This is a genomic window from Stenotrophomonas sp. YJH_SMC_120 (assembly GCF_059368675.1).
The window spans coordinates 13,501-39,180 of record NZ_JCAFRY010000008.1; the positions used below are offsets into that span (position 1 = coordinate 13,501).

Sequence of the window (25,680 nt, forward strand, 5' to 3'; positions counted from 1 at the left end):
GTATTCCAGCCGCGTCCCGCCTTGACCTCATGATCCGACGCTCCTCCATGCTCTCCGCGCCCGTCCGCCTCACCGCCCTGCTGCTGGTGCTGGTCATCGCCGCCACCGGCTGCCACCGTGGCGCCAAGAAGGGCGATCGCCCCGATGAAGGGACGCCGGTCGAACAGTTGTACGAGAAGAGCCACAAGCTGATGCAGGGTGGCAACTGGAGCGGGGCTGAAACCAGCTTCCGCCGCCTCGTGGCCCAATATCCGTACGGCCCGTATACCGAACAGGCGATGATCGAAACCGCCTACGCGCAGTACAAGGCCGGCAAGCACGACGATGCAGTGTCCAGCATCGACCGCTTCATCCGTACCTACCCGACCCATCGCAACATCGCGTACCTGTACTACCTGCGCGGCCTGGCCAACTCCAACCGCAGTACGGTTTTCCTGCGCCGCGTATGGTCGCTGGATGCCAGCCGCCGCGATCTGTCCACGCCGCACCAGGCATATTCGGACTTCAACATCGTGGTCGACCGTTACCCGAACAGCCGCTACGCCGCCGATGCGCGCCAGCGCATGCTGGAGCTGCGTGACGTGTTCGCCCAGCATGAGCTGGACAACGCCCTGTACTACATGCGCCGCGGCGCCTGGGTCTCGGCCGCCGGCCGCGCCAACTACCTGCTGGAAACCTATCCGCAGAGCGCGTTCCAGTACGATGCCGTCGCCGTCCTGGCCGATTCCTACACCCACCTGGGCAACAAGACCCTGGCCGACGACGCCCGCCGCGTCCTGCAGCTGAACCAGCCGGACCACCCGTGGCTGGAAGGCAAGTGGCCGAAGTACCCGTGGATGATCCGCAAGCTGAACCCGTTCGCTGGCGAAAAGTCCGCCAGCACCGGCCAGCGCAACGCGCGACTGGAAAAGAAGTAAAAGAAGGCCCCGCAAGGGGCCTTTTCTTTGTCGGCAGATCCACGCCATGCGTGGAGGGTTCGTGCGCCCATGGACCATGACACTAGGAATTCTACGAATCCCCGGCGGATGCGACGCCGGTCCCGATCGGCGTAGGCGAGGCCATCCACACTGCGGCGCAACGGCCATCCCGGCCGTGAAGGAGCGCCCCATGACCCCACCGCCCCGCCGTTTCCGCCCGCTCGCCTGCCTCCTCGCCACTGGCCTGCTGGCGCTGTCCTCGGGCCCCGTGGCGGCTGCCTCACCCGCACCGGGCGATCTGCTGTCTGCTGCCCCCTATCGCGCGTCATGGGTGCCGTCCAAGGCCGCGCAGGCCTACAAGCTGCGCTACCGCACCCCGGATCATCGCGGCCAGCTGGCCGAAGGCGCCGGCCTGCCGTACCTGCCCGCCGGCGCGGCGCCTGCAGGCGGCTGGCCGGTGGTGTCCTGGGCACATGGCACCCAGGGCATCGCGGATTACTGTGCGCCCTCGGTCTCCGGCCCCTACCAACCCGAACGCGACGGCCGCTTCCTCGATCAGTTCCTGGCACAGGGCTATGCGGTGGTTGCTGCGGACTACCAGGGCCTCGGCAGTCCAGGTGACCATGCCTATCTGCATGTGCGCGCTGCCGCGCGCAATGCCATCGACCTCGTCAAAGCCAGCCGCCAGTACCTGGGCACCGCAACGCTGTCGCCGCGCTGGGTCTCGGTCGGCCATTCGCAGGGTGGTGCCGCCGCGCTCACTGCCGGGCATCTGGCGCCCACCTATGCTGGCCCGTCGCTGCACTACCGCGGCAGCTTCACCACCGGCACGCCCACCGCCGTCGAGCTGACCGCACTGGTGATGAAGCCGGACAACCGCATCGCCAATCCTGGCGCGCTCAGCGCGTATCACGCGTATCTGCTCGATGGTCTGTTGCAGGTTGCGCCGCAGATCGACCGCGTCCTCAGCGACACCGGCCGCGCTCGCGTGGCAGTGGCACGCGAGCAGTGCCTGGGCGAACTCGCCACCACGCTGGACGGCGCGGATACCGGCAGCATGTTCACCGCACCGCTGACCAGCGTGCCAGGCATCTGGGCCGTGTTGTACGACTATCTTGGCGTACCGCGCCGCGGTTTCAGCCAACCGCTGATCCTGGGCCACGGCAGCGAGGACCGCGACGTGCCCTATCTGACCACCCTGCTGTATGCCGCAGGCCTGGCGCTGCGCGGCGAGCCGGTAGCGTTCCGGCGCTACCCGGTCGACCATCGCGGCACGCTGGACGCGGCGGCGGATGGCCTGGCGTTTGTGCGTGCACGGCTTGAAGACGGCCACTTCAACGACGCTGCGGAAACCGCCGGCCTCGAACAGCTGCTCGACGACGCCCGGTAGATCCACGCCATGCGTGGATACGCGGGATACGGGTTGCCGGCCAGCGGCCGGCACTACCTGCCAACGGCTACCTCAACCCTTGTAGCCGTTGCTAATCGGGTAGCGACGCTCGCGACCGAAAGCGCGGCGCGACACCTTCGGGCCTGGCGCGGCCTGGTGCCGCTTCCACTCGCTGATGCGCACCAGGCGCAGCACGCGGTCGACCACGGCCGCGTCATAACCGGCGGCAACGATCTCCGTGCGCGACTGCTCCTGGTCGATGTAGCGGTACAGGATGCCGTCCAGCACGTCATAGGCCGGCAGCGAGTCCTGGTCCAGCTGGTTCTCGCGCAGTTCGGCCGACGGCGGCCGGCTGATCACCGCCGGCGGGATCACCGGCGCACCGCCCACTGTATTGCGCCACTTGGACAGGCCGAACACCTCGGTCTTGTACAGGTCCTTCAACGGCGCATAGCCACCGCACATGTCGCCATAGATGGTGGCGTAGCCGACGGCGTACTCGCTCTTGTTGCCGGTGGTCAGCAGCAGGCCACCGAACTTGTTGGCCAGTGCCATCAGGATCACGCCACGGCTGCGCGACTGCAGGTTCTCTTCGGTCACGTCCGGCGCAGTGCCTTCGAACATCGGCGCCAGCGATTCCATCAGGCCCTTGAACGCCGGCTCGATCGAGACCGCTTCCAGCTTCACGCCCAGTGCCTGGCACTGCTCGGCGGCCAGGTCGTTGGACATGCCGGCGGTGTAGCGCGACGGCAGGCGCACAGCGGTGACGTTCTCGGCGCCGAGCGCGTCGACCGCCAGCGCCAGTACCAGCGCCGAATCGATGCCACCGGACAGGCCCAGCCAGACCTTCTTGAAACCGTTCTTGCGGCAGTAGTCCTGGATGCCACGGGTCACCGCGCGCCAGGCCAGCGCGTCCATGCTCTCGTCGCCGTCGTCCATCCACACGTGCGGCATGAAGCGGCGCGTTTCGCCGTCGTACTCCACCACCAGCCACTGGTCGACGAAGGCGGCGGCGGCGGGGTGCACCGTGCCATCACCATCGGCCACCACCGAGGCGCCATCAAACACCAGCGCATCCTGGCCACCGACCACATTGAGATAGGCAATCGCTGCCCCGCTCTCGCGGGTGCGTGCGGCCAGCACCGCATCGCGCTGGGCGTGCTTGCCGCGCTCGTACGGCGAGGCATTGGGTACCACCACCAGCTGCGCGCCGGCGCGCACGGTGTCGGCCAGCGGCTCGGCGAACCACAGGTCCTCGCAGATCAGCAAACCCACCGGAATGCCGTTGACCTCGAAGACGCAGCTGCCACCGTCCGGATCAACATCGAAGTAGCGGCGTTCGTCGAACACGGCGTAATTGGGCAGCTCACGCTTGCGGTAGGTCTGCTCGACCAGGCCATCGCGCAGCACGCTGGCGGCGTTGTAGACCACCGCGCCAGCCGCCTGCGGCCAGCCGACCACCGCGGTGATGCCGCGGCAGGCTGCGGCGATGCGCATCATTGCCTGCTCGCACTCGTACAGGAAGCCCGGGCGCAGCAGCAGGTCTTCCGGCGGATAACCGCTCACCGCCAGCTCGGGGAACATCACCAGCTCGGCGCCGTACTCGTCGCGCGCCTGGCCGATCATCTCGATGATGCGCTCGGTGTTGCCGGCGACGTCGCCGACCGGGAAGTCGAACTGCGCCATCGCGATGCGGATCGAAGCCATGGGAATCCAGCCTGTGGTTGCAATGCCGCCATTGTAGCGCTGCGCCATGCGCGCGCCGGGCGCGCTCGCTGCGTGGACAGCCCCGGCTCAGTAGACCCACGCCATGCGTGGATGAGCTTGCCGGGATGGCCAGGGCGCCAGACGCAGAAAGGCCGCCCGGAGGCGGCCCTTCTGTTTCAGCAGCCGGCCAGCGGCCGGCTCTACAGCACCGTCTGCCGGAGGCAGTCGATCTTATTTCACCAGCTTGGCGATGGCAGCGCCCAGGTCGCCCGGCGAGCGGACGGTGACAACACCGGCAGCTTCCATGGCGGCGAACTTGCCTTCGGCAGTGCCCTTGCCGCCCGAGGCGATCGCACCGGCGTGGCCCATGCGCTTGCCGGCCGGAGCCGACGCACCGGCGATGAAACCGACGACCGGCTTCTTCACGTGGTTCTTGATGTACTCGGCGCCGGCTTCTTCGGCGTCGCCGCCGATTTCGCCAACCATGATGATGCCTTCGGTCTGCGGGTCTTCGTTGAACAGCTTCAGGCAGTCGACGAAGTTCAGGCCGTTGATCGGGTCACCACCAATGCCGATGCAGGTGGACTGGCCCAGGCCGACTTCGGTGGTCTGCTTGACCGCTTCATAGGTCAGGGTGCCCGAACGCGACACGATGCCGATCTTGCCCGGCTGGTGGATGTGGCCCGGCATGATGCCGATCTTGCACTCACCCGGGGTGATGACGCCCGGGCAGTTCGGCCCGATCAGCACGGTGTCCGGATGCGAACGGGTCAGCACGTTCTTGACGCGCAGCATGTCCAGCACCGGGATGCCTTCGGTGATGCAGACGATGACCTTGATGCCGGCAGCAGCGGCTTCCAGGATCGCGTCAGCCGCGTACGGCGGCGGCACGTAGATGACCGAGGCGTTGGCGCCGGTGCTCTGCACGGCGTCGGCAACGGTGTTGAAGACCGGCAGGTCGATATGGGTGGTGCCACCCTTGCCCGGGGTCACGCCGCCGACAACCTGGGTGCCGTACTCGATCATCTGAGTGGCGTGGAAGGTGCCCTGCTGGCCGGTGAAGCCCTGCACGATCACCTTGGTGTTCTTGTTGATCAAAACAGACATTGGAATTCCTTGGTGTCGGTATCAGGCGGCGTTCTTGACAGCTTCAACGATCTTCTTGGCGCCATCGTTGATGTTGTCAGCCGGGATGATGGCCATGCCGCTGTCACGCAGCAGCTGCTTGCCTTCTTCCACGTTGGTGCCTTCCAGGCGCACCACGACCGGAACCTTGACGCCCACTTCCTTCACGGCGGCGATGATGCCTTCGGCAATCATGTCGCAGCGGACGATGCCGCCGAAGATGTTGACGAAAATGCCTTCGACCTTGTCCGAGGACAGGATCAGCTTGAAGGCTTCGATGACGCGCTGCTTGTTGGCACCGCCGCCCACGTCCAGGAAGTTCGCCGGCTCGCCGCCGTTGAGCTTGATGACGTCCATGGTGGCCATGGCCAGGCCGGCGCCGTTCACCATGCAGCCGATGTTGCCGTCCATGGTGACGTAGTTGATGTCCAGTTCCGAAGCGATCACTTCGGTCGGATCTTCCTGGGTCTTGTCGCGCATGGCGACCAGGGCTTTCTGGCGGAACGCGGCGTTGTCGTCGCTGTCGAACTTGCCGTCCAGCGCGTACAGGTTGCCGTCGTCCAGGATGGCCAGCGGATTGATTTCAACCAGGGCCAGATCCTTTTCGTTGAACAGGCGGTACAGGTTCACCATGATGCTGGCGAACTGGCCGGCCTGCTTGGCGGTCAGGCCCAGCTTGAAGCCGAAATCGCGGCCGTGGTAACCCTGCACGCCTTCGACGAAGTCGACGTTCAGCGAGTGGATCAGCTCCGGGGTTTCAGCAGCGACCTGCTCGATCTCCACGCCGCCTTCCGAAGAGGCGATGTAGGTGATGGTCTTGGTGCCACGGTCGACCAGCACCGACAGGTACAGTTCCTTGACGATCTCGCCGGCGGTGGTCACCAGCACCAGGTTGACCGGCAGTTCAACGCCAGCGGTCTGGTAGGTGGCCATCTTGGTGCCGAGCATCTTGGCTGCGGCGGCCTTCACGTCGTCGGTGGTCTTGCAGAACTTGACGCCGCCAGCCTTGCCGCGGCCGCCAGCGTGGATCTGCGCCTTGACCATCCAGGGGCCCTGGCCCAGGGAGTTGGCAGCGGCAACCGCTTCGTCCGGGGTCGCAGCGACCTTGCCGGCCGGGACCGGGATGCCGTACTCGGCAAGCAGTTGTTTTGACTGGTATTCGTGGAAATTCATGCGTCACCGTGGGAATAGGAACGACCGCACGCAATTCCTCAGGGCCCCGGCGGGGCGCCGGCATGGACCGCGGCGGGCCCACTATTGTGGCCGAGCCAGCGCCGGGGCGCAAAGAAGTCTGTACAAAACGCCAGACGCGGGCAGATTTCCACGGTCATTCAGGCAGTTGCACCCGGGCCGGGGCTGGCCACCGGTGTCCGCACCGGGCCAAATGCGCGATCCGGGTCACTTCGGCGGCGCCCGGCCGGGGGCCCTATACTGCCCTTTGCAAACGCGACGTGCCGGCCCGGCTTCAGGGGACGCCGGGCAGGCCCGCCGCAGAATCCAGACCCAGGCAGCCAGAAGGGGAGTTCCGGCGTGTCACCCAGTGCTTCATTGATTGACCGCATCGAATCGATTCCGCGGCGTGAACTGTATTTCTTCGCGCTGTACCGGGTGCTGATCGCTACGGTCATTGCCGCCCTGCTCTACAGCCCGTTGTCGGCCATGGTCGGCGAAGCCCACCACCCGCGGCTGGCCGATGTCGTTGCGGTCATCTACCTGGCCCTGTCGCTGCTGGCCCTGGTGGTCGGCCGCAACGAACGCTGGCTGCGCCCGATCGTGGTCAGTGGCGTGCTGGTGGATATCGTGGCCGCCACCCTGCTGTCGCACGCCCTGCCCGGCGCCAGTGCCGGTATCTCGATGTCGCTGCTGTTCAACATCGCCGCCGCCGCCACTCTGCTGCCGCTCAGCCTGGGGCTGGGCCTGGCGCTGGCCGCCAGCCTGGCCACCGGCGTCGAGTACACCTGGAAGCTGCTGGAAGGCGGCGACCCCACCCGCACCCTCGCTGAACTGGCGATGTTCGCTACCAGCTACCTGGCACTGGCCTTCATCAGCTACCAGGTGGGCAACCGCGCCCGCCGCAACCAGCAGCTGGCCAACCAGCGCGGCGATGAAGTCGCCAACCTGTTCCAGATCAACGAACTGATCATCCGCCGCATGCGCACCGGCGTGCTGGTGGTGGACGCCGACAACCGCATCACCCTGGCCAACGAAGCCGCCTCGATGCTGCTGGGCGACAACGACGGCAATGGCGAAAGCGGGCGCCTGGACCTGGCCAGTGCCGCACCGGAACTGGCGCGCCGGCTGCAGCGCTGGCGCAATGGCTGGGCACAGGACGAACTGCCGCTGCAGCTCAACCCCGACCAGCCGGAAGTGCAGCCGCGCTTTGCCCGCCTGCTGGCCGGCAGCGACCTTGCGCTGGTGTTCCTGGACGATTCCAGCGTGGTCTCGCGCCGCGCCGAATCGCTCACTCTGTCGGCCATGGGCCGCTTCTCGGCCAGCCTGGCGCACGAGATCCGCAATCCGCTGGCGGCGATCAACTATGCCGTGCAGCTGCTCGAGGAAGGCACCGGCTTCAACGAAAGCGACCGCCGCCTGCTGCAGATCATCCGCCAGCAGTGCCAGCGCACCAACGGCATCGTCGAGAGCGTGCTGGGGTTGGCACGGCGCGAACGCGCAACGCCCGAGAACGTGGACCTGGTCGCCTTCGTGCGCCGCTTCGTGCTGGAGTACAAGCAGGGCCAGACCCTGGAGACCGACAGCATCGAACCGATCATCAGCGACACATCGGTGATGGCCCAGGTCGACGCCAAGCATCTCTACCAGGTGCTGACCGTGCTGGTGCACAACGCACTGAAGTACGGCCGCATCGGCCAGCAGCCTGCACGGGTGCGGCTGCGCGTGGCCCAGCACGAACGCAGCGCGGTGATCGACGTGATGGACCGTGGCCCGGGTATCCCGGAGAGCGTGGCTGCGCAGCTGTTCCGGCCCTTCTTCACCACGTCCGAGCATGGCACGGGACTGGGCCTGTACATCGCGCGCGAGCTGTGCAGGGCCAACCAGGCCCGCCTGGACTACATCGCGGTGCCGGCCGGTGGCTCCTGCTTCCGCCTGGTGCTGCCCGGTCCACATACGCTGCTGCCGAGCTGATCCCCATTCTGTGCGTCAAACATTTGTCGCTTCCAGCCCCCTCGTTTATCTTTCACGCCCATGAATGAAACCCGCAGCGCCCTCGTCGTCGACGACGAACGCGACATCCGCGAACTGCTGGTGCTGACCCTCGGCCGCATGGGGCTGCGCATCAGTACCGCCGCCAACCTGGCCGAGGCACGTGAGCTGCTGGCCAGCAATCCGTACGACCTGTGCATCACCGACATGCGCCTGCCCGATGGCAACGGCATCGAGCTGGTCAGCGAGATCGCCCAGCACTACCCGCGCACGCCGGTGGCGATGATCACCGCATTCGGCAGCATGGATCTCGCTGTGGAGGCACTGAAGGCCGGTGCGTTCGATTTCGTCAGCAAGCCGGTGGACATCTCGGTGCTGCGCGGACTGGTCAAGCACGCGCTGGAACTCAACAACGCCGAGCGCCCGGCACCGGGCCCCAACGCCGAACAGGGCGGGCGCCTGCTGGGCCACTCGCAGGCCATGGATGTGCTGCGCACCACCATCGGCAAAGTCGCGCGCAGCCAGGCGCCGGTCTACATCCTCGGCGAGTCGGGCGTCGGCAAGGAGCTGGTTGCACGCACCATCCATGCCCAGGGCGCGCGCGCGGCCGGCCCGTTCGTGCCGGTCAACTGCGGTGCCATTCCCGGCGAGCTGATGGAGAGCGAATTCTTCGGCCACCGCAAGGGCAGTTTCAGCGGCGCACACGCTGACAAGCCTGGCCTGTTCCAGGCTGCGCACGGCGGCACCCTGTTCCTGGACGAAGTGGCTGAACTGCCGCTGCAGATGCAGGTGAAGCTGCTGCGCGCGATCCAGGAAAAGTCGGTGCGCGCGGTGGGCGCGGCCAACGAGGAGCCGGTGGATGTCCGCATCCTCTCGGCCACCCACAAGGACCTGGCCGAGCTGGTCGAGGACGGGCGCTTCCGCCACGACCTGTACTACCGCATCAACGTGATCGAACTGAAGGTGCCGCCACTGCGCGAACGCCGCCAGGACCTGCCCGAACTGGCCGCCGCCGTGCTGGCCCGCCTGGCCCGCAGCCACGGCCGCGCCACCCCGCTGCTGGCGCCCTCGGCGCTGGAAGCACTGGCGCAGTACGCGTTCCCGGGCAATGTGCGCGAGCTGGAGAACATCCTGGAACGTGCGCTGGCCCTGGCCGAGGAAGACTGCATCGGCGCCGACGACCTGCGCCTGCCACAGCACGCGCCGCGTGCTCCCGGCAGTGCCGCGCCCGCCGAAGCCGTGGCCGACCTGCAGCCGGGCAGCGCCGCCCTGCCCTCCTACATCGAGCAGCTCGAGCGCAGCGCCATCCAGCGTGCGCTGGAAGAGAACCGCTGGAACAAGACCCGCACCGCCGCGCAGCTGGGCATCACCTTCCGTGCGCTGCGCTACAAGCTGAAGAAGCTGGGGATGGAGTAGAGCCGAGCCCATGCTCGGCTGCGCGGTGGACGGAACCGCGCCATCCACGCATGGCGTGGATCTGCCGTAGAGCCGAGCACGGGCTCGGCTCTACGGAAAACCGCGTTGCATCAATCCTTGGTGACGCGGTTGATCTCGGCCAGGCTGGTGATGCCCGCCGCCGCCTTCTTCAATGCCGACTGGCGCAGGTCATTCACCCCGATCTGCTGCGCCGCCTCGGCGATCTGCAGCGCATTGCCACCGGCCAGCACGATGGTGGCGATCTCATCGGTCATCGGCATGACCTGGTAGACGCCGGTCCGGCCCTTGTAGCCCTCGGTGCATTCGTCGCAGCCCACGGCCTCGTACAGCTCGATGCCCGCATCCAGCTGCGCCTGGGTGAAGCCTTCGGCCAACAGCGCATGTTCGGGCAGGCTGGACGGACGCTTGCAGTTGCCGCACAGGCGGCGCGCCAAGCGCTGGGCGATCACCAGCGTCACCGAGCTGGTGATGTTGTAGGGCGCGATACCCATGTTCATCAGGCGCGCGATGGTCTGCGGCGCATCGTTGGTATGCAGCGTGGACAGCACCATGTGGCCGGTCTGCGCGGCCTTGATCGCGATCTCCGCCGTTTCCAGGTCGCGGATTTCGCCGACCATGATGATGTCCGGGTCCTGTCGCAGGAACGATCGCAGTGCCGCGGCGAAGGTCATGCCGCGCTTGTTGTTCTGCTGTACCTGGTTGACGCCGGGCAGGCGGATTTCCACCGGGTCTTCGGCAGTGGAGATGTTGCGCGTCTCGTCGTTGAGGATGCCCAGCGCGGTATACAGCGACACCGTCTTGCCCGAACCGGTCGGGCCGGTCACCAGCACCATGCCGTAGGGCTTGTGGATGGCATCCAGGAACAGCTTCTGCTGGTCCGGCTCGTAACCCAGCTTGTCGATGCCCAGCTTGGCCGCGCTGCCATCGAGGATACGCAGCACCACCTTCTCGCCGAACAGGGTCGGCAGCGTGCTGACGCGGAAGTCGATCTGCTTGGTCTTGGACAGGTTGAGCTTGATGCGGCCGTCCTGCGGGACGCGCTTCTCGGCGATGTCCAGCTGTGCCATCACCTTCAGGCGCGCGGCGATGCGCTGGTTCAGCTTCACCGGCGCGCGCGCCACCATCTTCAGCAGGCCGTCGATGCGCAGGCGCACGCGGTAATCGTCTTCGTAGGGCTCGAAGTGGATGTCCGAGGCACCCTTGCGGATCGCATCGACCAGCACCTTGTTGACGAACTTCACCACCGGGGTGTCGTCACCCTTGGCGTCGATGCCGGAATCGCCGCCGGTGGCGCCGAGATCCTCGTCGCCGGCCGCCACGTCCAGGTTGCCCATGCCATCGTCATCGCCACCCAGAGCATCGCCGAGGGTGTCATGGCTGGCGTGCCACTGCTCCAGCGTGCGCCGGATCTGGTCCTCGTCGACCAGGATCGGCTCGACCACCAGGTTGGTGTGGAACTTGATCTCGTCCAGCGAGTGGGTCGGGTTGCTGGTGCCGACGAACAGCTTGCCACCGCGCTTGAACAGCGGCAGCACGTTGTGCTTGCGCAGCAGCTCCTCGCTGACCAGGCTCATCGCGTTCTGGCTGGCGTCGAAGGTGGACACGTCGAACAGCGGCATGCCGAACTCGACCGCATTGGCGGCGGCCAGCTGCGAGGCATTGACCAGCTTGTTCTGCGCGAACCACGTCGGCAGCGGCTGGCGCGCGGCGGCGGCCTTGGCCATGGCGTCGCGGGCGGTGGCCTCGTCCAGGGCCCCGTCCTGCACCAGGCGACGGGCCAGGCCGGTGATGCCGACAAGATTGGCGGTGGTAACAGCGTTCATATGAATCCTTGGCTCATGGGGTCATGCCATGCCGTGCGTCTTGCACGGACACCGCACGGGGCAGCAGAACCCGCCGCGACCCAATGGCCGCTGGCATCGCCAATCCATGAGCAACACTGCCTTGCCCGGCACTCCCGGCCCGGCAGGCACGATCCTGACTCCCCCGGGGATGATAGCCCCGTCAAGGGGCAGCCAGCATCCCATCGGAGCGCTGAAGTGTGATCAGCAGCCGGTCGGGCGATAGCGCGCTTCGAACGCGCTGCCATCGCAGCTCCAGATGCCCTCGGCGGAGCGGCGCAGGATCAGGTCCTTGCCGTCCAGCACGCTGTGCCCCTTCAAGGTGCAGCTGATGTGGCCGACACCGGATTCGCTGAGTTCGGCTTCGACGTTGGAGCAGTGGGCGTTCTGGGCACCGCCGATGAACTCGGGGGTGACCAGACTGGCCGAGCGGTTTTCATAGACGACCGTTTCAACCAGCATCTTGCCCGGGCTGATATCGGCCAGCGCGGCCGTCAGCTGGGTACGAATGATGTAAGGCTGAAATACGACTGTCCCGATCGCTGCAAGGATGGCGATGATGGCCACCACGATCATCAATTCGATGAGCGTAAAGCCCTTCTGTGTGTACATGACTCCCCCTGTTTGATCCAGCAATCCCCATTGCTGTGTGCTGCCTAGAATTCGTACTCCAGTCAGCACAAGGCCCGCCGAAGCGGGCCTTGTGTCAACTCTGGTGACAGCTACAGGAGCAGCAAACTCCCATGCCTGTCAGGTCAAGAGTATTAGGTACCAGTGCAACCTGCCGGACGGTACTTTTCCTTCACGTCCGTGACCTTGCAGCTGAAACCACCGGCCTTCGTGATTGCACCCTTGTCGTCCACAGCAGCTTCAGCGTATGCCAGCTTGAGGGAGGAGGCATCACCAATGCGGCCCGGATCACGAATGGTGCAGGTCATGCCATCCTTGTCGACAACGATTTCCTTGCAGCTACCAGTTTCCTTGCTCTGGAAACCAGCAGTCTCCAGCGACGGCGTCTTGCCGTTGCTGACTTCCATCTCGAACTGGGTCTTGTGCGAGGCCAGGTCGGCCAGCGCAGCGGTGACCTTCGACTTCGAGGTGTAGTCCTGGTAGGCCGGCAGCGCGATGGCGGCCAGGATGGCGATGATCGCGACGACGATCATCAGTTCGATAAGGGTGAAGCCCTTCTGGTTCTTCATTGGTACATCCCCAAGATAGTGGTGGTTGAGTTCAGTGCACGGGATCGGACCGGGCTGCGCCGGTTGAGCGGGCCCCATGCCCTGCGGGTGGATCAACGCAGGTTGCGTGCCAACCCCGGCACGCCTCCCCCTGGATTTCCCCGCGCCCATCATGGCAGCAATTTCGCGGATGGGAACCCCCCGCATCCGAATCTGCGATGGACGCGGCAATGTGACGCAGTACGTCACCTTTGGTCGGCACCCGGCACGAAATCGCACGCTGGGCCGCCTGCCAACTGCCCATCCGGCCTTGAACCCGCTACCATCAATGGCTAGTTACCCGCCTGGGGATGGCGGGTCTTGGGGAGCCAACATGTCTGTCAGTCGCAGTGCGATCAAGAAAGAGCCGGTGGCGCGTGCCACCATGGAACTGCAGCCGTTTGTCTGGGAGGGGACCGACAAGCGGGGCGTGAAGATGAAGGGCGAGCAGCTGGCCAAGAACGCCAACCTGCTGCGCGCCGAGCTGCGCCGCCAGGGCATCAACCCGGGCCAGGTCAAGCCCAAGTCGAAGCCGCTGTTCGGCGCCGCCGGCAGCCCGATCAAGCCCAAGGACATCGCCTTCTTCAGTCGGCAGATGGCCACGATGATGAAATCCGGCGTGCCGATCGTATCGTCGCTGGACATCATCGCCAGCGGGCACAAGAACCCGCGGATGAAGAAGCTGGTGGACACCATCCGCACCGACATCGAAGGCGGCTCTTCGATGCATGAAGCCATCAGCAAGCACCCGGTGCAGTTCGACGAGCTTTACCGCAACCTGGTGCGGGCCGGCGAAGGCGCCGGCGTGCTGGAAACCGTGCTGGACACGGTGGCCACCTACAAGGAAAACATCGAAGCGCTGAAGGGCAAGATCAAGAAAGCGCTGTTCTACCCGATCATGGTGGTGGTGGTGGCGATGCTGGTCAGCGGCATCATGCTGGTGTTCGTGGTCCCGCAGTTCGAGGACGTGTTCAAGAGCTTTGGTGCCGAGCTGCCCGCCTTCACCCAGATGGTGGTGAACCTCTCGAGATTCATGGTGTCGTGGTGGTGGCTGATGCTGCTGGTCGCGATCGGTACGGCGGTCGCTCTGGTCATGTCCTACAAGCGCTCGCCGAAGATGCAGCATGCGATGGACCGGTTCGTGCTGAAGGTGCCGGTGATCGGGCAGATCATGCACAACAGCGCCATCGCCCGCTTCTCGCGCACCACCGCGGTGACCTTCAAGGCCGGCGTACCGCTGGTGGAGGCGCTGGGCATCGTGGCCGGCGCCACCGGCAACACCGTGTACGAAGAGGCGGTGCTGCGCATGCGCGACGACGTCTCGGTGGGTTACCCGGTGAACATGTCGATGAAGCAGACCAACCTGTTCCCGCACATGGTCATCCAGATGACCGGCATCGGCGAAGAGGCCGGTGCGCTGGACGCCATGCTGTTCAAGGTGGCCGAGTACTATGAGCAGGAGGTCAACAATTCGGTGGATGCCCTGAGCAGCCTGCTGGAACCGATGATCATGGTGTTCATTGGTACCATTGTGGGCGGCATGGTGATTGCCATGTACCTTCCCATCTTCAAACTCGGCGCCGTCGTCGGATAACACATACATGGCTTTTCTCGACCAGCATCCTGGCCTCGGCTACCCCGCCGCGGCCGCCTTCGGACTGCTGCTGGGCAGTTTCCTGAACGTCGTCATCCTGCGCCTGCCCAAGCGGCTGGAGTGGCAGTGGAAGCGCGATGCGCGCGAGGTCCTGGAGGAGCCGGACTTCTATGAACCGCCCCCACCGGGGATCGTGGTCGAGCCGTCGCACTGCCCGCATTGCAAGCACAAGCTGAGCTGGTACGAGAACATCCCGCTGTTCAGCTGGATCATCCAGGGCGGCAAGTGCCGCCACTGCAAGGCACCGATCTCGCTGCAGTACCCGCTGGTGGAGGCGCTGACCTCGCTGCTGGTGGTGGCCTGCGTCTGGCAGTTCGGCTTCGGCTGGCAGGGTTTCGGCGCCATCGTGCTGACCTGCTTCCTGATCGCATTGTCCGGCATCGACCTGCGCACCCAGCTGCTGCCCGACCAGCTCACCCTGCCGCTGATGTGGCTGGGGCTGATAGGCAGCATCGACAACCTGTACATGCCGGCCAAGCCCGCCCTGGTGGGCGCGGCGGTGGGCTACCTGTCGCTGTGGACGGTCTGGTGGCTGTTCAAGCAGCTGACCGGCAAGGAAGGCATGGGCCACGGCGATTTCAAGCTGCTGGCAGCGCTGGGCGCCTGGTGCGGGCTGAAGGGCATCCTGCCGATCATCCTGCTCTCGTCGGTGCTGGGCGCCATCATCGGCTCGATCTGGCTGTACAGCCGGGGCCGTGACCGCGCCACGCCGATTCCGTTCGGCCCTTACCTGGCCATTGCCGGCTGGTTGTACTTCATGTGGGGGGCGCCGCTGGTGGAGCAGTACATGGTGATGAGCGGGCTGCGCTGAGGGGATGCCCCATGAGCCGCTATGTGGTTGGCCTGACCGGCGGCATCGCCTCGGGCAAGAGTGAAGTGACCCGGCGCTTCGAAGCGCTGGGCATCGTGGTGGCCGACGCCGACCTGGCCGCCCGGGCCGTGGTCGCCGCCGGCAGCCCGGCGCTGGCCCGCATTGCCGAGCGTTTCGGCGCCGACATGCTGCTGGCCAACGGCAGCCTGGACCGGGCCCGCCTGCGCGCCCACGTCTTTGCCGATCCGGCCGAGCGGACGGCGCTGGAAGCCATCACCCACCCGGCCATCCGCCTGCTGATGCAACAGCAGTGTGAGCAGGCTGAGAGCCCCTATGCGATTGCGGCCATTCCGCTGCTGACCGAGGTGGGCGGGCAGAAGGCCTACCCTTGGTTGGACCGGGTATTGCTGGTGGATGCACCGGAAGCCGTGCAGCATGCCCGGCTGATGCAGCGCGACGGCATTGATGCTGCGCTGGCCGACCGGATGATTGCTGCGCAGGCCAGCCGTGCGCAGCGCTTGGCGCTGGCCGATGACGTGGTGGTCAATGATGGGCAGCCGGAGGACCTGCAGGTGCAGGTGGAACAGCTGCATGCGCGGTATCTGGGCTTGGCCGGGGCTTGAGGCTTGGTTGCCGGCCAGCGGCCGGCACTACCAAAGCGCGTCCATGTGTGACGTGGATCTACTGGCCGATTCGATTTCCGGCCAGCGGCCGGCACTACCAAAGCGCATCCATGCGTGGCGTGGATCTACTGGCCGATTCGATTGCCGGCCAGCGGCCGGCACTACCGAAGCGCATCCGTGCGTGGCGTGGATCTACTCCAGCTGCTGGCGGGCGTAGCGGGCCAGTTCGCGGGCGCCCAACAGCAGGCCGTCGACCACATCGGGATTGAGCTGCTGGCGGGCGCCACCCTGCTCCCGCGCGATTTCGGCAGCGTGCAGCAGCTGGATCAGGGTATTCAGGCCGGCAAGCGTGCGGCTGAGACCGGCCATCGTGGCGGCCTGCGCCGGGCTGGCCCCCTGCACATCCAGCCGCTGGCCGTCGGCGGCGTCGCGGCCATCCATGCGCGCCAGCAGGGCGGGCAGCAGGTCTCTGGGGTCATCCAGCAGAACTTCGACCCGCTCGGCGACGTCGGCAGGCAGCAGGTGGGCGGCATCGCCGATCAGGGCGTGCAACTGGGGGAACAGCGGGCGGGTGGACATGATGAAGCTCCTCGCAGACGGCAGGCCACCTGCAGATGCAAGGTGGCGGACGGTGCGGGTTGGCGTACCGGAGACCCAACAACTCAAAAGCGAAGGAAAAAGACTCCAGCGGATTCTGGCGAATCCCCACGCACCGTCCGCCAAAACGAGGGCAGACGATGCATTTTCCATGATGAGCTAGAGCACATCCGGAGCTTTTGATTTGTTGGTTTTTTTCAGGACGCCAATCCCGGCCAAGGCACCTGCCCCGGCCAGGTCATCAGGCCATCACCGCGCACGGCAATCTGTAAGGAAATTCCCAAGTGCAGCGCGGGCTTGCGAATGCGTGCGTTGGAACACGCGCCGGGCGCGGCAGCGATCACGGTGGTGTCGTGTCGGGCCTGCGATGGGATGTTCGCGTGCGGTGGATTCAGTGGCACAAGCGACACAGGGCGTGATGCAAGGTCGGCAGGGTCCGTGCCGACCAAGGTCGGCACCCACCAAAGCAGGGGTGCTTACAGCGGCTTCGGCGAGAACGTCAGGGTGGCGATCACGCCACGCTCGCCACCGGGGCGCACGCTCACCTGCCAGCCGTACAGGTCGCACAGACGGCTGACGATCGACAGGCCGATGCCGCCGCCCTGCGAATGACCGGCGTGCGTGCCGCGGTAGCCACGCTGGAACAGCTTGGCCGCGTCTTCCTCGCTCAGGCCCGGGCCGCTGTCGGTCACCGACACCGAATTGGCGCCCACGAAGACGCGTACTTCGCCATCCTGTGAGTACTTCACCGCGTTGCCGATCAGGTTGCCCAGCGCCACCGACAGCGCCGCCTCGGGTGCATCGATCACCAGGTTGCGCTCGCCTTCCAGCAGCAGCTCCAGCGGCTTGCCACCCAGCTGCGCGCGGTGCGCATCCAGCAGCTGCTCGGCCACGCGGGCCACGTTGCTGGTGCCCTGCCCGCGCTCGTTGCGCGACAGCAGCAGCAGTGCGCCGATCAGGTCGCTGCACTGCTGCTCGGCACGCTGGATACGCTGCAGGCGCTGCAGCACCTTCTCGTCCAGGCCGGGCCGGGTCAGCAGCAGCTCGGTGGCACCGCGGATCACTGCCAGCGGCGTGCGCAGTTCATGGCTGACGTCTGCATTGAACTCGCGATCGCGCTGCACCACTTCGGTCAGCCGCGAGGAATAGTCGTCCAGCGCCTGTGCCAGCTGCCCCACCTCGTCATCGGGAAAGCGCGGCGCCAAGGGCTCGGGCTCACTGGTACCGCCGCGGTACGCACGCAGCCGCGCGGCCAGGTCCGACACCGGCTTCATCACCTTCGACGCCGACCACCAGCCCAGCACCAGCGACAGCACGCTGAACACCAGCACCGACAACACCAGCGCGCGGTTGAGCTGCTTGCCGCCGCGCACGCTGTCGGTCATGTCATAGGCGAGGAAGAACCAGGCGTCGTCGGCCTTGCGTACCGCCAGCTTGTAGGCATACGGCTGCCCCTGCTCGTCGGTGCCACTGAGGTTGTAATTGCCGTTCTGCAGGTCGGCCCACTGCGGCCACGACTCGCGGGCCTTGTCGAACTTGTCAGCCGAGTAGGCGTACGCCCGGATCTGCTGCACGGGCACTGCCGGATTGCGCCCCGGATGCTCGTAGAAGCGCCGCGCATACTCTTCGATGTTGTGGTTGATCACGTCTTCCACCAACTGGTTTTCCACCCGCATGCGGGCCCAGTTGGTGGCGAACGCGAACAGTGTCGTCAGGCAGAAGCCCAACAACACGAACGAGACGATGATGCGGCTGCGCAGGCGCCGCCGGTATGGCGTGCGCCGGCGCTCCCCCTTGGCTGCCACGGAATCAGGCTTCCGGGGTGGCGATGCGGTATCCGATGCCATGGCGGGTCTGGATCAGCGGCACTTCAAACGGCTTGTCGACCACCGCACGCAGGCCATGGATGTGCACGCGCAGCGAATCCGAATCGGGCAGTTCCTCGCCCCACACGCGGGTTTCCAGCTCCTGGCGGGTCACCACCGCCGGTGCCGCTTCCATCAGCGCCTGCAGGATCTTCAGCGCGGTCGGGTTGAGCTGCAGCAGCTTGCCCTGGCGGCGCACTTCCAGCGTATCCAGGTTGTATTCCAGGTCGCCGGTTTCCAGCACGCGGGTCTGCACGCCCTTGCCGCGGCGCGACAGGGCGTTCAGACGCACTTCCACTTCCTGCAGCGCGAACGGCTTGATCAGGTAGTCATCGGCACCGGAATCGAAGCCGGCCAGCTTGTTGTCCAGCGAATCGCGGGCCGTCAGCATCAGCACCGGGGTCTGCTTGCGCGCTTCATTGCGCAGCTTGCGGCAGACTTCGATGCCGTCCATGCCTGGCAGGTTGAGATCCAGCACGATCGCGTCGAACTCGTGCACCACGGCCAGATGCAGGCCGGTGACCCCGTCAGCCGCGAAGTCCACCGTATGCCCCCGGTCCTCCAGATAGTCGCCCAGGTTGGCCGCAATGTCGCTGTTGTCTTCGATTACCAGGATTCTCACTGTCACCTCTAATTGACTGTACTGCCGGCGCGCATGACCTGCCTCATGTCCTGCTGTGCCCGTTCCTTCTGCCGAGCGCGCTCGGCAACGGTCATGCACTGCGTCGTGGTCCGGTTGGAACCGATGGGCTTTTCACGTTGGCATATTAGACGACTATCTTCACGCGCCTGTGTCAAAACCGTGTTCACGACCTGCTGATCGTTGAAGACCTGGGTTTGCACCGGTTCAGGCATGGAATCGCGTGCCGGGTACTGCTCCACCGCTGCGCGCATGCGTGCCAGGGCGTCGTTGACGCGGGTGCGCTCGTCCTGCTTGAGTTCCGAATAGGTTTCGCCGTCCTTGAGCTCCACCTCGATACGCGCGATCTGCTGCTGCAGCGGCTGGCCGGGCACGAACACGTCCTTGCCCCTGGATGCCGATGCGGTACTGACCAGGGCGAGTCCTGACAACAGGACGGCCGACATCAAAGCCTGTTTCATGGCAAACAAATCCTTGTCTGTGGCGAATCCCGACTCTATTCGCACCCCCTTCACGCCAGCAAGTGCCAATGGTCGGGGCAGCGGAAGCCCTACCGCGAGCTGGCAGGGTTGAAGTTGTTGAAGGTGCGCTGGTCGTTCAACAGCGCCTTGCCCTTTTCCTCGATCCGGCGGCGCTCGGCCACCGTCAGGCAGCGGCTTTTGGGCATGTTGCTGCCGGTACTGCGCGTGTGCTGGCAGATCTGCCGGCTGTCCTCGTGGGCGCGGGTGAGCAGGGTATTGATCCGCTCCTGGTCGTTGAAGACCTCCCCCTGCACCTGCGGCGGCAGTTCCTGCACGCTCTGGTGGCCGCCCATCCTCGCGGTGATCCGGGCCAGCGCTTCGCGCACGGTGCTGCGGTCATCAGCGGAAATCTCGCTGTAATCGCCATCATCCAGGGCCTTTTCGACCTGGCGCATCTGCTCGGCCACCGGCGACTGCCGGTCCATCTGCACAACGGCTTTCTCCGGCTTGGCCGCAGCAGATCCGGCCAGGCCCAGCAACAACGCGATCATCGTGATGCGGTACATCGCCAGCCTCCGATCCATCCAGGAACGATGGGGGCCACTCTACGGCCGTCACGCCACCTCCACAAGGGACAGCGGGCAGGCATAAAAAAGACCTAGGCGGTGCCCCCGCCTGGGTCTGAAGTTGTATCCCGATACCGATCCTGCTGAGAGGCAGAGCTGCGGTTCGCTGAAGCCTACGCGTGGGCCGATTAAAGGCTTGTTAAAGCCGGCCTCATCCGCCTGTGAGAATCTCAAGGCGCTGAATAATCAGGGTTTTTTAAGCTTCTCGACGTGCTCGATGATGCGCGTGGCCACGTCCACCCCGCAGGCGGCCTCGATCCCTTCCAGCCCCGGCGTTGAATTGACCTCCAGCACCAGCGGGCCGCGCTCGGAGCGGATCAGGTCCACCCCGCACACTGACAGTCCCAGCGCCTTGGCCGACCGCACCGCCACCTGCTGCTCGGCACGGCTGGCCTTGGCCGCCACCGCCGTACCCCCGGCATGCAGGTTGGAGCGGAAGTCACCTTCCGGCGCCTGCCGCTGCATCGAGGCAACCACCTGGTCACCGACCACGAAGCAGCGCAGATCGGCGCCCTTGGCCTCGCCGATGAATTCCTGCATCAGGAAATTGGCGTACAACCCGCGCAGGGCCTCGACAATGCCGCGCGAGGCGCTGGCCTTCTCGGTCAGGATCACGCCGCGCCCCTGGGTACCCTCGTTGAGCTTCACCACATGCGGCGGTGGGCCCAGCATGGATAACAGGTCGACGGTGTCGTCGGGGTTGTCGCCGAACACAGTGACCGGCATGTCGATGCCCTTGGCCGCCAGCAGCTGGTGTGCGCGCAGCTTGTCGCGCGAACGGAGGATCGCGTCGGACGGATTCGGGGTGCGTGCACCCATCAGTTCGAACTGGCGCAGCACGGCCGTGCCATAGCGGGTGATCGAGGCACCGATGCGCGGGATGACCATGTCCACGCCGGTCATCGGCCGGCCCTTGTAATGCATCGAAAAGCCATCGGCGGCAATGCGCATGTAGCAGCGCAGCGGATCGAGGATGCGCACGGTGTGGCCGCGCGCGCGCGCCGCCTCGACCAGCCGGCGGGTGGAATACAGGGAACTGTTGCGGGACAGGATGGCGAGCTTCATCGCGGCAGGATCGGGCGGCAGGCGCGCAGCATAGCGCGGGCGTGTGGCGGGCGGATGATGCCCTGCGGCGTGGCTTGCTCAGGCGCAGACGGCACACTGCGGGGCAGGCCAGACCGCAAGGAAACCCGATGTCGATCACCGTATTCCCGCGCTTCTCCGAAGTGGATGTACTCGGCCACGTCACCAACACCGCCCTGCCCGTCTGGTTCGAGGAAGGCCGCCAGGAGATCTTCCGGCATTTCAGCCGCGAGGCCAGCATGCGCGACCTGGCACTGATCCTGCGCCGCTACGAGATCGACTTCCTGCAGCAGATACAGGCGGGACACGAAGTGCGCATCGAGACCCGGATCGAGAGCATTGCCCGCTCCTCGCTGTCGATCGTGCAACAGGCGTTGCAGTTCGAGGCCCTGGTAGCCAGCGGGCGCTGCGTGATGGTTCATTTCGACTACACGGCCAACGCCTCGCGCGAGATCGATGCGGAGCAGCGCCAGGCGTTGTCGGGGCTGTTCACCGAGGAATATGCACAGTCACTGCGGGAAACGAGCGCGCGCGCCGCCGAGGCCTGATCAGCGCGAGGGAAGGCGCAGCCTGAAGCGCCCATCACGGGCGCGCAGCGCCAACCCGGTTTCACGCCATTCCACAGGCAGCTCCAAGGCTGTGTGGCGCGTGGGGTATCGATGGACGGCATCGAACTCCCAGCGTTCCTCATAGGCTTCGCACTGCAGTGTGCCGTCATCGTCAGCATCGATCACATTGATCCAGGCCATGCTCCGGGCCTTACCGAAGCCCCCCATCGCTTGACGGGCAAAGGCTTGCCAACGACCCTGCCAGCAGACAAGCCACACGCCCTCGATGGGTCGCAGGTTCTCATCAAGCACACTGCCGGCCACCACCAGGCAGCGTCCCGACGGGCTCGCGATCACCGTCTCCAGATCACAGGCGTGGCGACCACTGGAGGCATCGTCAAGGTAAAGGGCATACGGGCAGATGCACGCGAACAGCGCCGGATGCGCGGTCACGCGCAGATCCTCGGGAAGCAGCGGGACCGCGCGCAGCACCCGGGCATCAGGCAGGACGTGCCTCAGCTCCCGCGGCACTCCGGCGGCCAGCGCCGGATGTCCCTGCTCCAGCCATAGGCCCCGGCAGGGATGCAGCTGGGTCATGCCGCCGGGCTGGCTGCGCAGCCACGCCTCCGCACCGGCGTCCCCATCGGACTGCTGGCGCTCGCTCAGCTGCTGCCGGAACAGGCCGGGAGCAGCCGCAAGCACCTGCACCGTCTTTTGGCGCTCGTCGTAGACGATCACTGCTTCGCATCGATCAACATACCCGCTGGCCAGGCGCAGCGCGCCTCCCGGCAGGTCCTGCCATTCACCACTGGCATCACGACTGCCTCCAGTGGATACGCCTTCGACGATGGCGCCATCGCGCAGCATCTGCGTGCTGTACGCCGGTCCGCCCATGCCCAGCTCGCCCCAATCCAACAGCACATCATGTGCGGGCGGCCGTTCGGCAAAGGGCTTCATCGATCGCGAGCGCAGGCGTGAACCGCCCACCGCATCGCCGACCAGATCGATGCGCTGCAGCGCGCCCCCCAGCGCAAGGCACACGGCAAGGCCGACAATCACTCCCAGAGGCGACCACCAGGCCACACAGACGGCGACCAGGGCCAGGAACGGCAACCACTGGGTGTAGCGCCGCAGGGCGGTTCGATCAAGGGACATGCGGATGAGAGAGGCGCCCCAGCGAACCGTCCACGCCTTCAATGCCGATCCGATCGATTGCGGCCGATGCCGGTTCAAGCATCCTGCGCTCCTGGAACTGCGCCAAATCGATTCTCTTCCTCGCTCCCGGGAAGCAGCATGACCGGAAAGAGGACGAACACCCCCAAGGGAATGAACGCGATCACGGTGTACCAGCCTGACTCGTCGATGTCGTGCAATCTCCGCACGGTCAGGGCCAGCATCGGAGGCAGGAAGACGATGACAGCGCAGACGGTCATGACCCATCCCAGCTTCCACAGGATCTCTGACGTTTCCCAATCGAACGACAGGTAGCCGACCAGCCAGTAACCGCGATCCATCACGCTGTAGCTCACCGCTATGACGAACCCGGCAAGCAGCGAATACGACCAGAACTCCCGCCGGTCGGATCGCCCGGAAAAATCAAAGCATCGCCTGATGGGCACAAGTGCAGCGATCATTCACGCTCCGGGCAACGGATGATGGGCGTCAACAGCTAACGATCTTTTAGCATTCCCAAGCCAAGCATCAACTGAACCCTGCAGCCTGACCAAGCCCGGAAGGCCACAGCGCTGGGGCAGGGGAATTCCTGTCCTGCAGGCTATGCGCAAGGATGCATTCGGACACGACCGATCCGGCCGAGGGATGTTTGCGAAGCGACGTCCAGCCCTGGCATTCACCGGGCATCTCGACCGGGATCCATGCGCGGAAAAGCGGGGTTCGGATATCGCGGAGCGTCTGCCTGATACAGACCGCTGGAGACATGGAGCGGGCGATGGGAATCGAACCCACGTCAGTAGCTTGGGAAGCTACAGCTCTACCATTGAGCTACGCCCGCGTTGCGGTGGAAAGTCTATGCGCTGGGCCCCGTGTTGCGCAATGGTGCCCATCGCATCAGGCCGGGGGTCAAAGCCCTCTCGTTGCCGAGAGGGCCGGCCCCGCTTGGTTTCTGCTTAGAAGGTGCCGCTGAAGTTGGCGAACAGCGTTGCGTCCTGGGCACGCTTCTGCCCGGCCGAAGCGCTCAGGCCGAAGTTGCTCTGCAGCCCGAACAGTTCGGTGCGGGCGCCCAGCACGACGGTCGCGTAGTCCTTGTCGAACTTCAGGCCCGGCACACGGTAGCTGCCCAGTTCCGGCAGGGTCTGCAGCCACGCGCTGCCCTGCTTGGTGTCTTCGAACTCATGGTCGTAGGTCAGCTGCGCGTACGGCTTGAGGGTGCCGCCATCGAAGCGGGCCTGCCAACCGATGCGACCAACGGTCGAATCAACGTTCTGGCGGTCGTAGCCCAGCGCGGTGGCCAGGGTGCCGGCCGCAGCGCTTTCGGTGTAACCATCGATCTTCACCTTCTGCCAGATCACCGAAGCGATCGGGCCGTGGCGGAAGCCGCCTTCGGTGCCGAACTCGTAACCGGCGTTCAAGGCGGCGGTCAGGTTGCTGCCGTCCGGCGAACCACCGTGCTCGCGGGTGGCCGGGCCGAGCTGGACCTTGCGGTTCACGTCATACGACAGCCAGGTGTAGCTGACCTGGCCGTTCACCCAGATGCGATCGCCGTACCAGCCGGCGAACAGGCCGGCGGTGGTGTCCTTCTGGGTGAAATCGCCACGGCTGTTGCCGAAGTCGGCGTTGAGGCGGCCGAAGCCAGCGAAGCCGCCGACCACCATGCCGTCGCGCGCCCAGTCGATGCCGAACAGGCCGGCCGGCGCCAGGCCGTCGTACAGATCCGCGTGGTCGTAGCGCTGCAGGTCACCGCGGACGCCGCCCCACCAGGACAGGCCGTCGGCCGGACGACCGCCCAGGTGCATGCTGACCTGATCGGCACGCGAACGACCGATGGTCTGTGCCGAGTGGCTCAGCACCTGCTGCAGGCGCGGGGCTTCCAGCACCGAGACCGCGTACTGGCCCAGCAGCTGGTGGCCCGCCGTGGTCGGATGCACGCCATCGGCGAACAGATAGGTGTTGGCCGCATCCGGGCTGACGTAGCTGGTCGGATTGCAGGTCAGGATGCTCTGAGTCGAATTGGCCGGATCGATCTTGCAGGCGGTGCTGGTGACGTTGGTGAAGCCGTACATGGCCGGATTGGCGGCGACTTCGCCCAGCACGGTGAAGGTATCGAGCGGGATGAACTCGATGCCGGCCTGCTTCAGGCCACCATAAAGAGCCTTGTTGTAGCCGGCTGACAGCGCGGTGGCGGTGGCCGCGTTCGGGCCGCGGAAGGCCGGAGTCAGGCCGACGTTCGGCAGGTTCGGCACCAGCACATACTGCGCACCGGCCTGCTTCAGCGCACCCACCAGAGCGATCTGGTCGGTGACGGCGGCGCCGATGATGGCCTGTGCCTGCGCCGGTGCAGCTGCGGCGGCGAACAGGTCATTGGCGCCGCCCCACACCGTGTACAGGACATTGCCGTCAGCCTTGCCGCCGTTGGCGGCCAGATAACGGGCCGCCTGCGACTTCAGCGAGGGGATAGTCCCCATTGCGCTCGGCACGTCCACGCCAACGCGGGCACCACCGACCGCGTAATTGTCACCGCTCTGGCCGTTGCCATTGGCGGCGCCATTGAGGCCATAGTAGTTGGCGACCTGCTGCGACCACACCCAGCCCGGGTTGGTGGTGAACTGGCCGGTCACCGGACGCACATCGGCCGGCAGCAGCGGGCGGAAATAGCCGGCATCGGTCAGGCTGTCGCCGAAGAACACGGCCTTGGAATACGGGGATTCGCCTGCCATGGCCGGAAGCGCGGCCAGCGCGATCGCGGCCGCCATCAGGGTGCGGATCGGGCGTTTGCTGAGCAGCATGAAAAAACTCCTGT

Annotated in this window: 23 protein-coding genes and 1 tRNA gene; 8 read left to right on the forward strand and 16 right to left on the reverse strand. The window is 65.7% G+C overall.

Features of this window, described 5'->3' with window-relative positions; genetic code table 11:
- The first annotated feature begins 29 nt into the window (after positions 1 to 29).
- Positions 30 to 917: an outer membrane protein assembly factor BamD gene (locus AC5P60_RS11650; protein ID WP_024956778.1), complete on the forward strand. Its 888-nt coding sequence runs from the start codon at positions 30 to 32 to the stop codon at positions 915 to 917.
- Between the two features lie 190 nt (positions 918 to 1,107).
- Positions 1,108 to 2,307 carry a lipase family protein gene (locus AC5P60_RS11655; RefSeq protein WP_184013981.1) on the forward strand — a complete coding sequence of 400 codons (1,200 nt, stop codon included), beginning with the start codon at positions 1,108 to 1,110 and terminating at the stop codon, positions 2,305 to 2,307.
- Positions 2,308 to 2,379: 72 nt separating this feature from the next.
- On the opposite strand, the gene AC5P60_RS11660 is transcribed toward AC5P60_RS11655, so the two are convergent.
- From AC5P60_RS11660 to sucC, 3 genes are all read right to left on the reverse strand, one after another.
- Positions 2,380 to 4,014, reverse strand: coding sequence for an NAD+ synthase (locus AC5P60_RS11660; RefSeq protein WP_483693652.1), 1,635 nt, complete (start codon positions 4,012 to 4,014; stop codon positions 2,380 to 2,382).
- Between the two features lie 231 nt (positions 4,015 to 4,245).
- Positions 4,246 to 5,121 (reverse strand): succinate--CoA ligase subunit alpha, encoded by an 876-nt coding sequence (gene sucD / locus AC5P60_RS11665; protein WP_005410793.1) that lies wholly within the window; start codon positions 5,119 to 5,121, stop codon positions 4,246 to 4,248.
- A 21-nt stretch (positions 5,122 to 5,142) separates the two neighbouring features.
- On the reverse strand, positions 5,143 to 6,312 hold the full coding sequence (gene sucC / locus AC5P60_RS11670) for an ADP-forming succinate--CoA ligase subunit beta (protein WP_004154430.1): 1,170 nt from the start codon (positions 6,310 to 6,312) through the stop codon (positions 5,143 to 5,145).
- Between the two features lie 357 nt (positions 6,313 to 6,669).
- Between sucC and AC5P60_RS11675 the strand changes: the two genes are divergently transcribed.
- Entirely contained in the window at positions 6,670 to 8,283 is a 1,614-nt protein-coding gene (locus AC5P60_RS11675; protein WP_005414304.1) for a sensor histidine kinase, read from the forward strand.
- A 60-nt stretch (positions 8,284 to 8,343) separates the two neighbouring features.
- On the forward strand, positions 8,344 to 9,717 hold the full coding sequence (locus AC5P60_RS11680) for a sigma-54-dependent transcriptional regulator (RefSeq protein WP_005410795.1): 1,374 nt from the start codon (positions 8,344 to 8,346) through the stop codon (positions 9,715 to 9,717).
- Between the two features lie 110 nt (positions 9,718 to 9,827).
- Here AC5P60_RS11680 and pilB read toward each other — a convergent pair whose 3' ends face one another.
- From pilB to AC5P60_RS11695, 3 genes are all read right to left on the reverse strand, one after another.
- The gene (gene pilB / locus AC5P60_RS11685; RefSeq protein ID WP_005414305.1) at positions 9,828 to 11,561 is read right to left on the reverse strand and encodes a type IV-A pilus assembly ATPase PilB; all 1,734 of its coding nucleotides are present in this window, start codon (positions 11,559 to 11,561) and stop codon (positions 9,828 to 9,830) included.
- A gap of 222 nt (positions 11,562 to 11,783) precedes the next feature.
- Positions 11,784 to 12,191 carry a pilin gene (locus AC5P60_RS11690; RefSeq protein WP_164133196.1) on the reverse strand — a complete coding sequence of 136 codons (408 nt, stop codon included), beginning with the start codon at positions 12,189 to 12,191 and terminating at the stop codon, positions 11,784 to 11,786.
- A gap of 152 nt (positions 12,192 to 12,343) precedes the next feature.
- A complete protein-coding gene (locus AC5P60_RS11695) occupies positions 12,344 to 12,778 on the reverse strand; it encodes a pilin (protein ID WP_062605782.1) in 435 nt (144 codons plus the stop codon).
- A 352-nt stretch (positions 12,779 to 13,130) separates the two neighbouring features.
- On the opposite strand from AC5P60_RS11695, the gene AC5P60_RS11700 reads away from it, so the two are divergent.
- From AC5P60_RS11700 to coaE, 3 genes are read left to right on the forward strand one after another with little or no spacing between them, the layout of a single operon-like run.
- A complete protein-coding gene (locus AC5P60_RS11700) occupies positions 13,131 to 14,390 on the forward strand; it encodes a type II secretion system F family protein (RefSeq protein WP_033833111.1) in 1,260 nt (419 codons plus the stop codon).
- A 7-nt stretch (positions 14,391 to 14,397) separates the two neighbouring features.
- Positions 14,398 to 15,261, forward strand: coding sequence for a prepilin peptidase (locus AC5P60_RS11705; RefSeq protein ID WP_005410800.1), 864 nt, complete (start codon positions 14,398 to 14,400; stop codon positions 15,259 to 15,261).
- A gap of 11 nt (positions 15,262 to 15,272) precedes the next feature.
- A complete protein-coding gene (gene coaE, locus AC5P60_RS11710) occupies positions 15,273 to 15,884 on the forward strand; it encodes a dephospho-CoA kinase (protein ID WP_483693653.1) in 612 nt (203 codons plus the stop codon).
- A 192-nt stretch (positions 15,885 to 16,076) separates the two neighbouring features.
- Here coaE and AC5P60_RS11715 read toward each other — a convergent pair whose 3' ends face one another.
- The 6 genes from AC5P60_RS11715 to rimK form a co-directional block, all read right to left on the reverse strand.
- Positions 16,077 to 16,463: a hypothetical protein gene (locus AC5P60_RS11715; RefSeq protein WP_005410802.1), complete on the reverse strand. Its 387-nt coding sequence runs from the start codon at positions 16,461 to 16,463 to the stop codon at positions 16,077 to 16,079.
- Positions 16,464 to 16,957: 494 nt separating this feature from the next.
- Positions 16,958 to 18,286, reverse strand: a complete 1,329-nt coding sequence (locus tag AC5P60_RS11720; protein WP_005410803.1) for a sensor histidine kinase — start codon at positions 18,284 to 18,286, stop codon at positions 16,958 to 16,960.
- A 4-nt stretch (positions 18,287 to 18,290) separates the two neighbouring features.
- On the reverse strand, positions 18,291 to 18,968 hold the full coding sequence (locus AC5P60_RS11725; protein WP_005410804.1) for a response regulator transcription factor: 678 nt from the start codon (positions 18,966 to 18,968) through the stop codon (positions 18,291 to 18,293).
- 8 nt (positions 18,969 to 18,976) lie between these two features.
- Positions 18,977 to 19,447 carry a hypothetical protein gene (locus AC5P60_RS11730; RefSeq protein WP_005410805.1) on the reverse strand — a complete coding sequence of 157 codons (471 nt, stop codon included), beginning with the start codon at positions 19,445 to 19,447 and terminating at the stop codon, positions 18,977 to 18,979.
- An 89-nt stretch (positions 19,448 to 19,536) separates the two neighbouring features.
- Positions 19,537 to 20,013 carry a hypothetical protein gene (locus tag AC5P60_RS11735; RefSeq protein ID WP_483693654.1) on the reverse strand — a complete coding sequence of 159 codons (477 nt, stop codon included), beginning with the start codon at positions 20,011 to 20,013 and terminating at the stop codon, positions 19,537 to 19,539.
- Positions 20,014 to 20,259: 246 nt separating this feature from the next.
- On the reverse strand, positions 20,260 to 21,138 hold the full coding sequence (gene rimK / locus AC5P60_RS11740; RefSeq protein ID WP_033833116.1) for a 30S ribosomal protein S6--L-glutamate ligase: 879 nt from the start codon (positions 21,136 to 21,138) through the stop codon (positions 20,260 to 20,262).
- A gap of 128 nt (positions 21,139 to 21,266) precedes the next feature.
- On the opposite strand from rimK, the gene AC5P60_RS11745 reads away from it, so the two are divergent.
- Positions 21,267 to 21,704, forward strand: a complete 438-nt coding sequence (locus AC5P60_RS11745; protein ID WP_483693655.1) for an acyl-CoA thioesterase — start codon at positions 21,267 to 21,269, stop codon at positions 21,702 to 21,704.
- Here AC5P60_RS11745 and AC5P60_RS11750 read toward each other — a convergent pair whose 3' ends face one another.
- The 4 genes from AC5P60_RS11750 to AC5P60_RS11765 all read right to left on the reverse strand — a co-directional run bounded on the left by AC5P60_RS11750 (position 21,705) and on the right by AC5P60_RS11765 (position 25,666).
- Positions 21,705 to 22,859, reverse strand: coding sequence for a hypothetical protein (locus AC5P60_RS11750; protein WP_483693677.1), 1,155 nt, complete (start codon positions 22,857 to 22,859; stop codon positions 21,705 to 21,707).
- A 74-nt stretch (positions 22,860 to 22,933) separates the two neighbouring features.
- On the reverse strand, positions 22,934 to 23,338 hold the full coding sequence (locus AC5P60_RS11755; protein ID WP_033833118.1) for a DUF805 domain-containing protein: 405 nt from the start codon (positions 23,336 to 23,338) through the stop codon (positions 22,934 to 22,936).
- A 303-nt stretch (positions 23,339 to 23,641) separates the two neighbouring features.
- Positions 23,642 to 23,715, reverse strand: a tRNA-Gly gene (locus AC5P60_RS11760).
- A gap of 115 nt (positions 23,716 to 23,830) precedes the next feature.
- The gene (locus tag AC5P60_RS11765; RefSeq protein ID WP_049431796.1) at positions 23,831 to 25,666 is read right to left on the reverse strand and encodes an autotransporter domain-containing esterase; all 1,836 of its coding nucleotides are present in this window, start codon (positions 25,664 to 25,666) and stop codon (positions 23,831 to 23,833) included.
- Between the last annotated feature and the right edge of the window lie 14 nt (positions 25,667 to 25,680).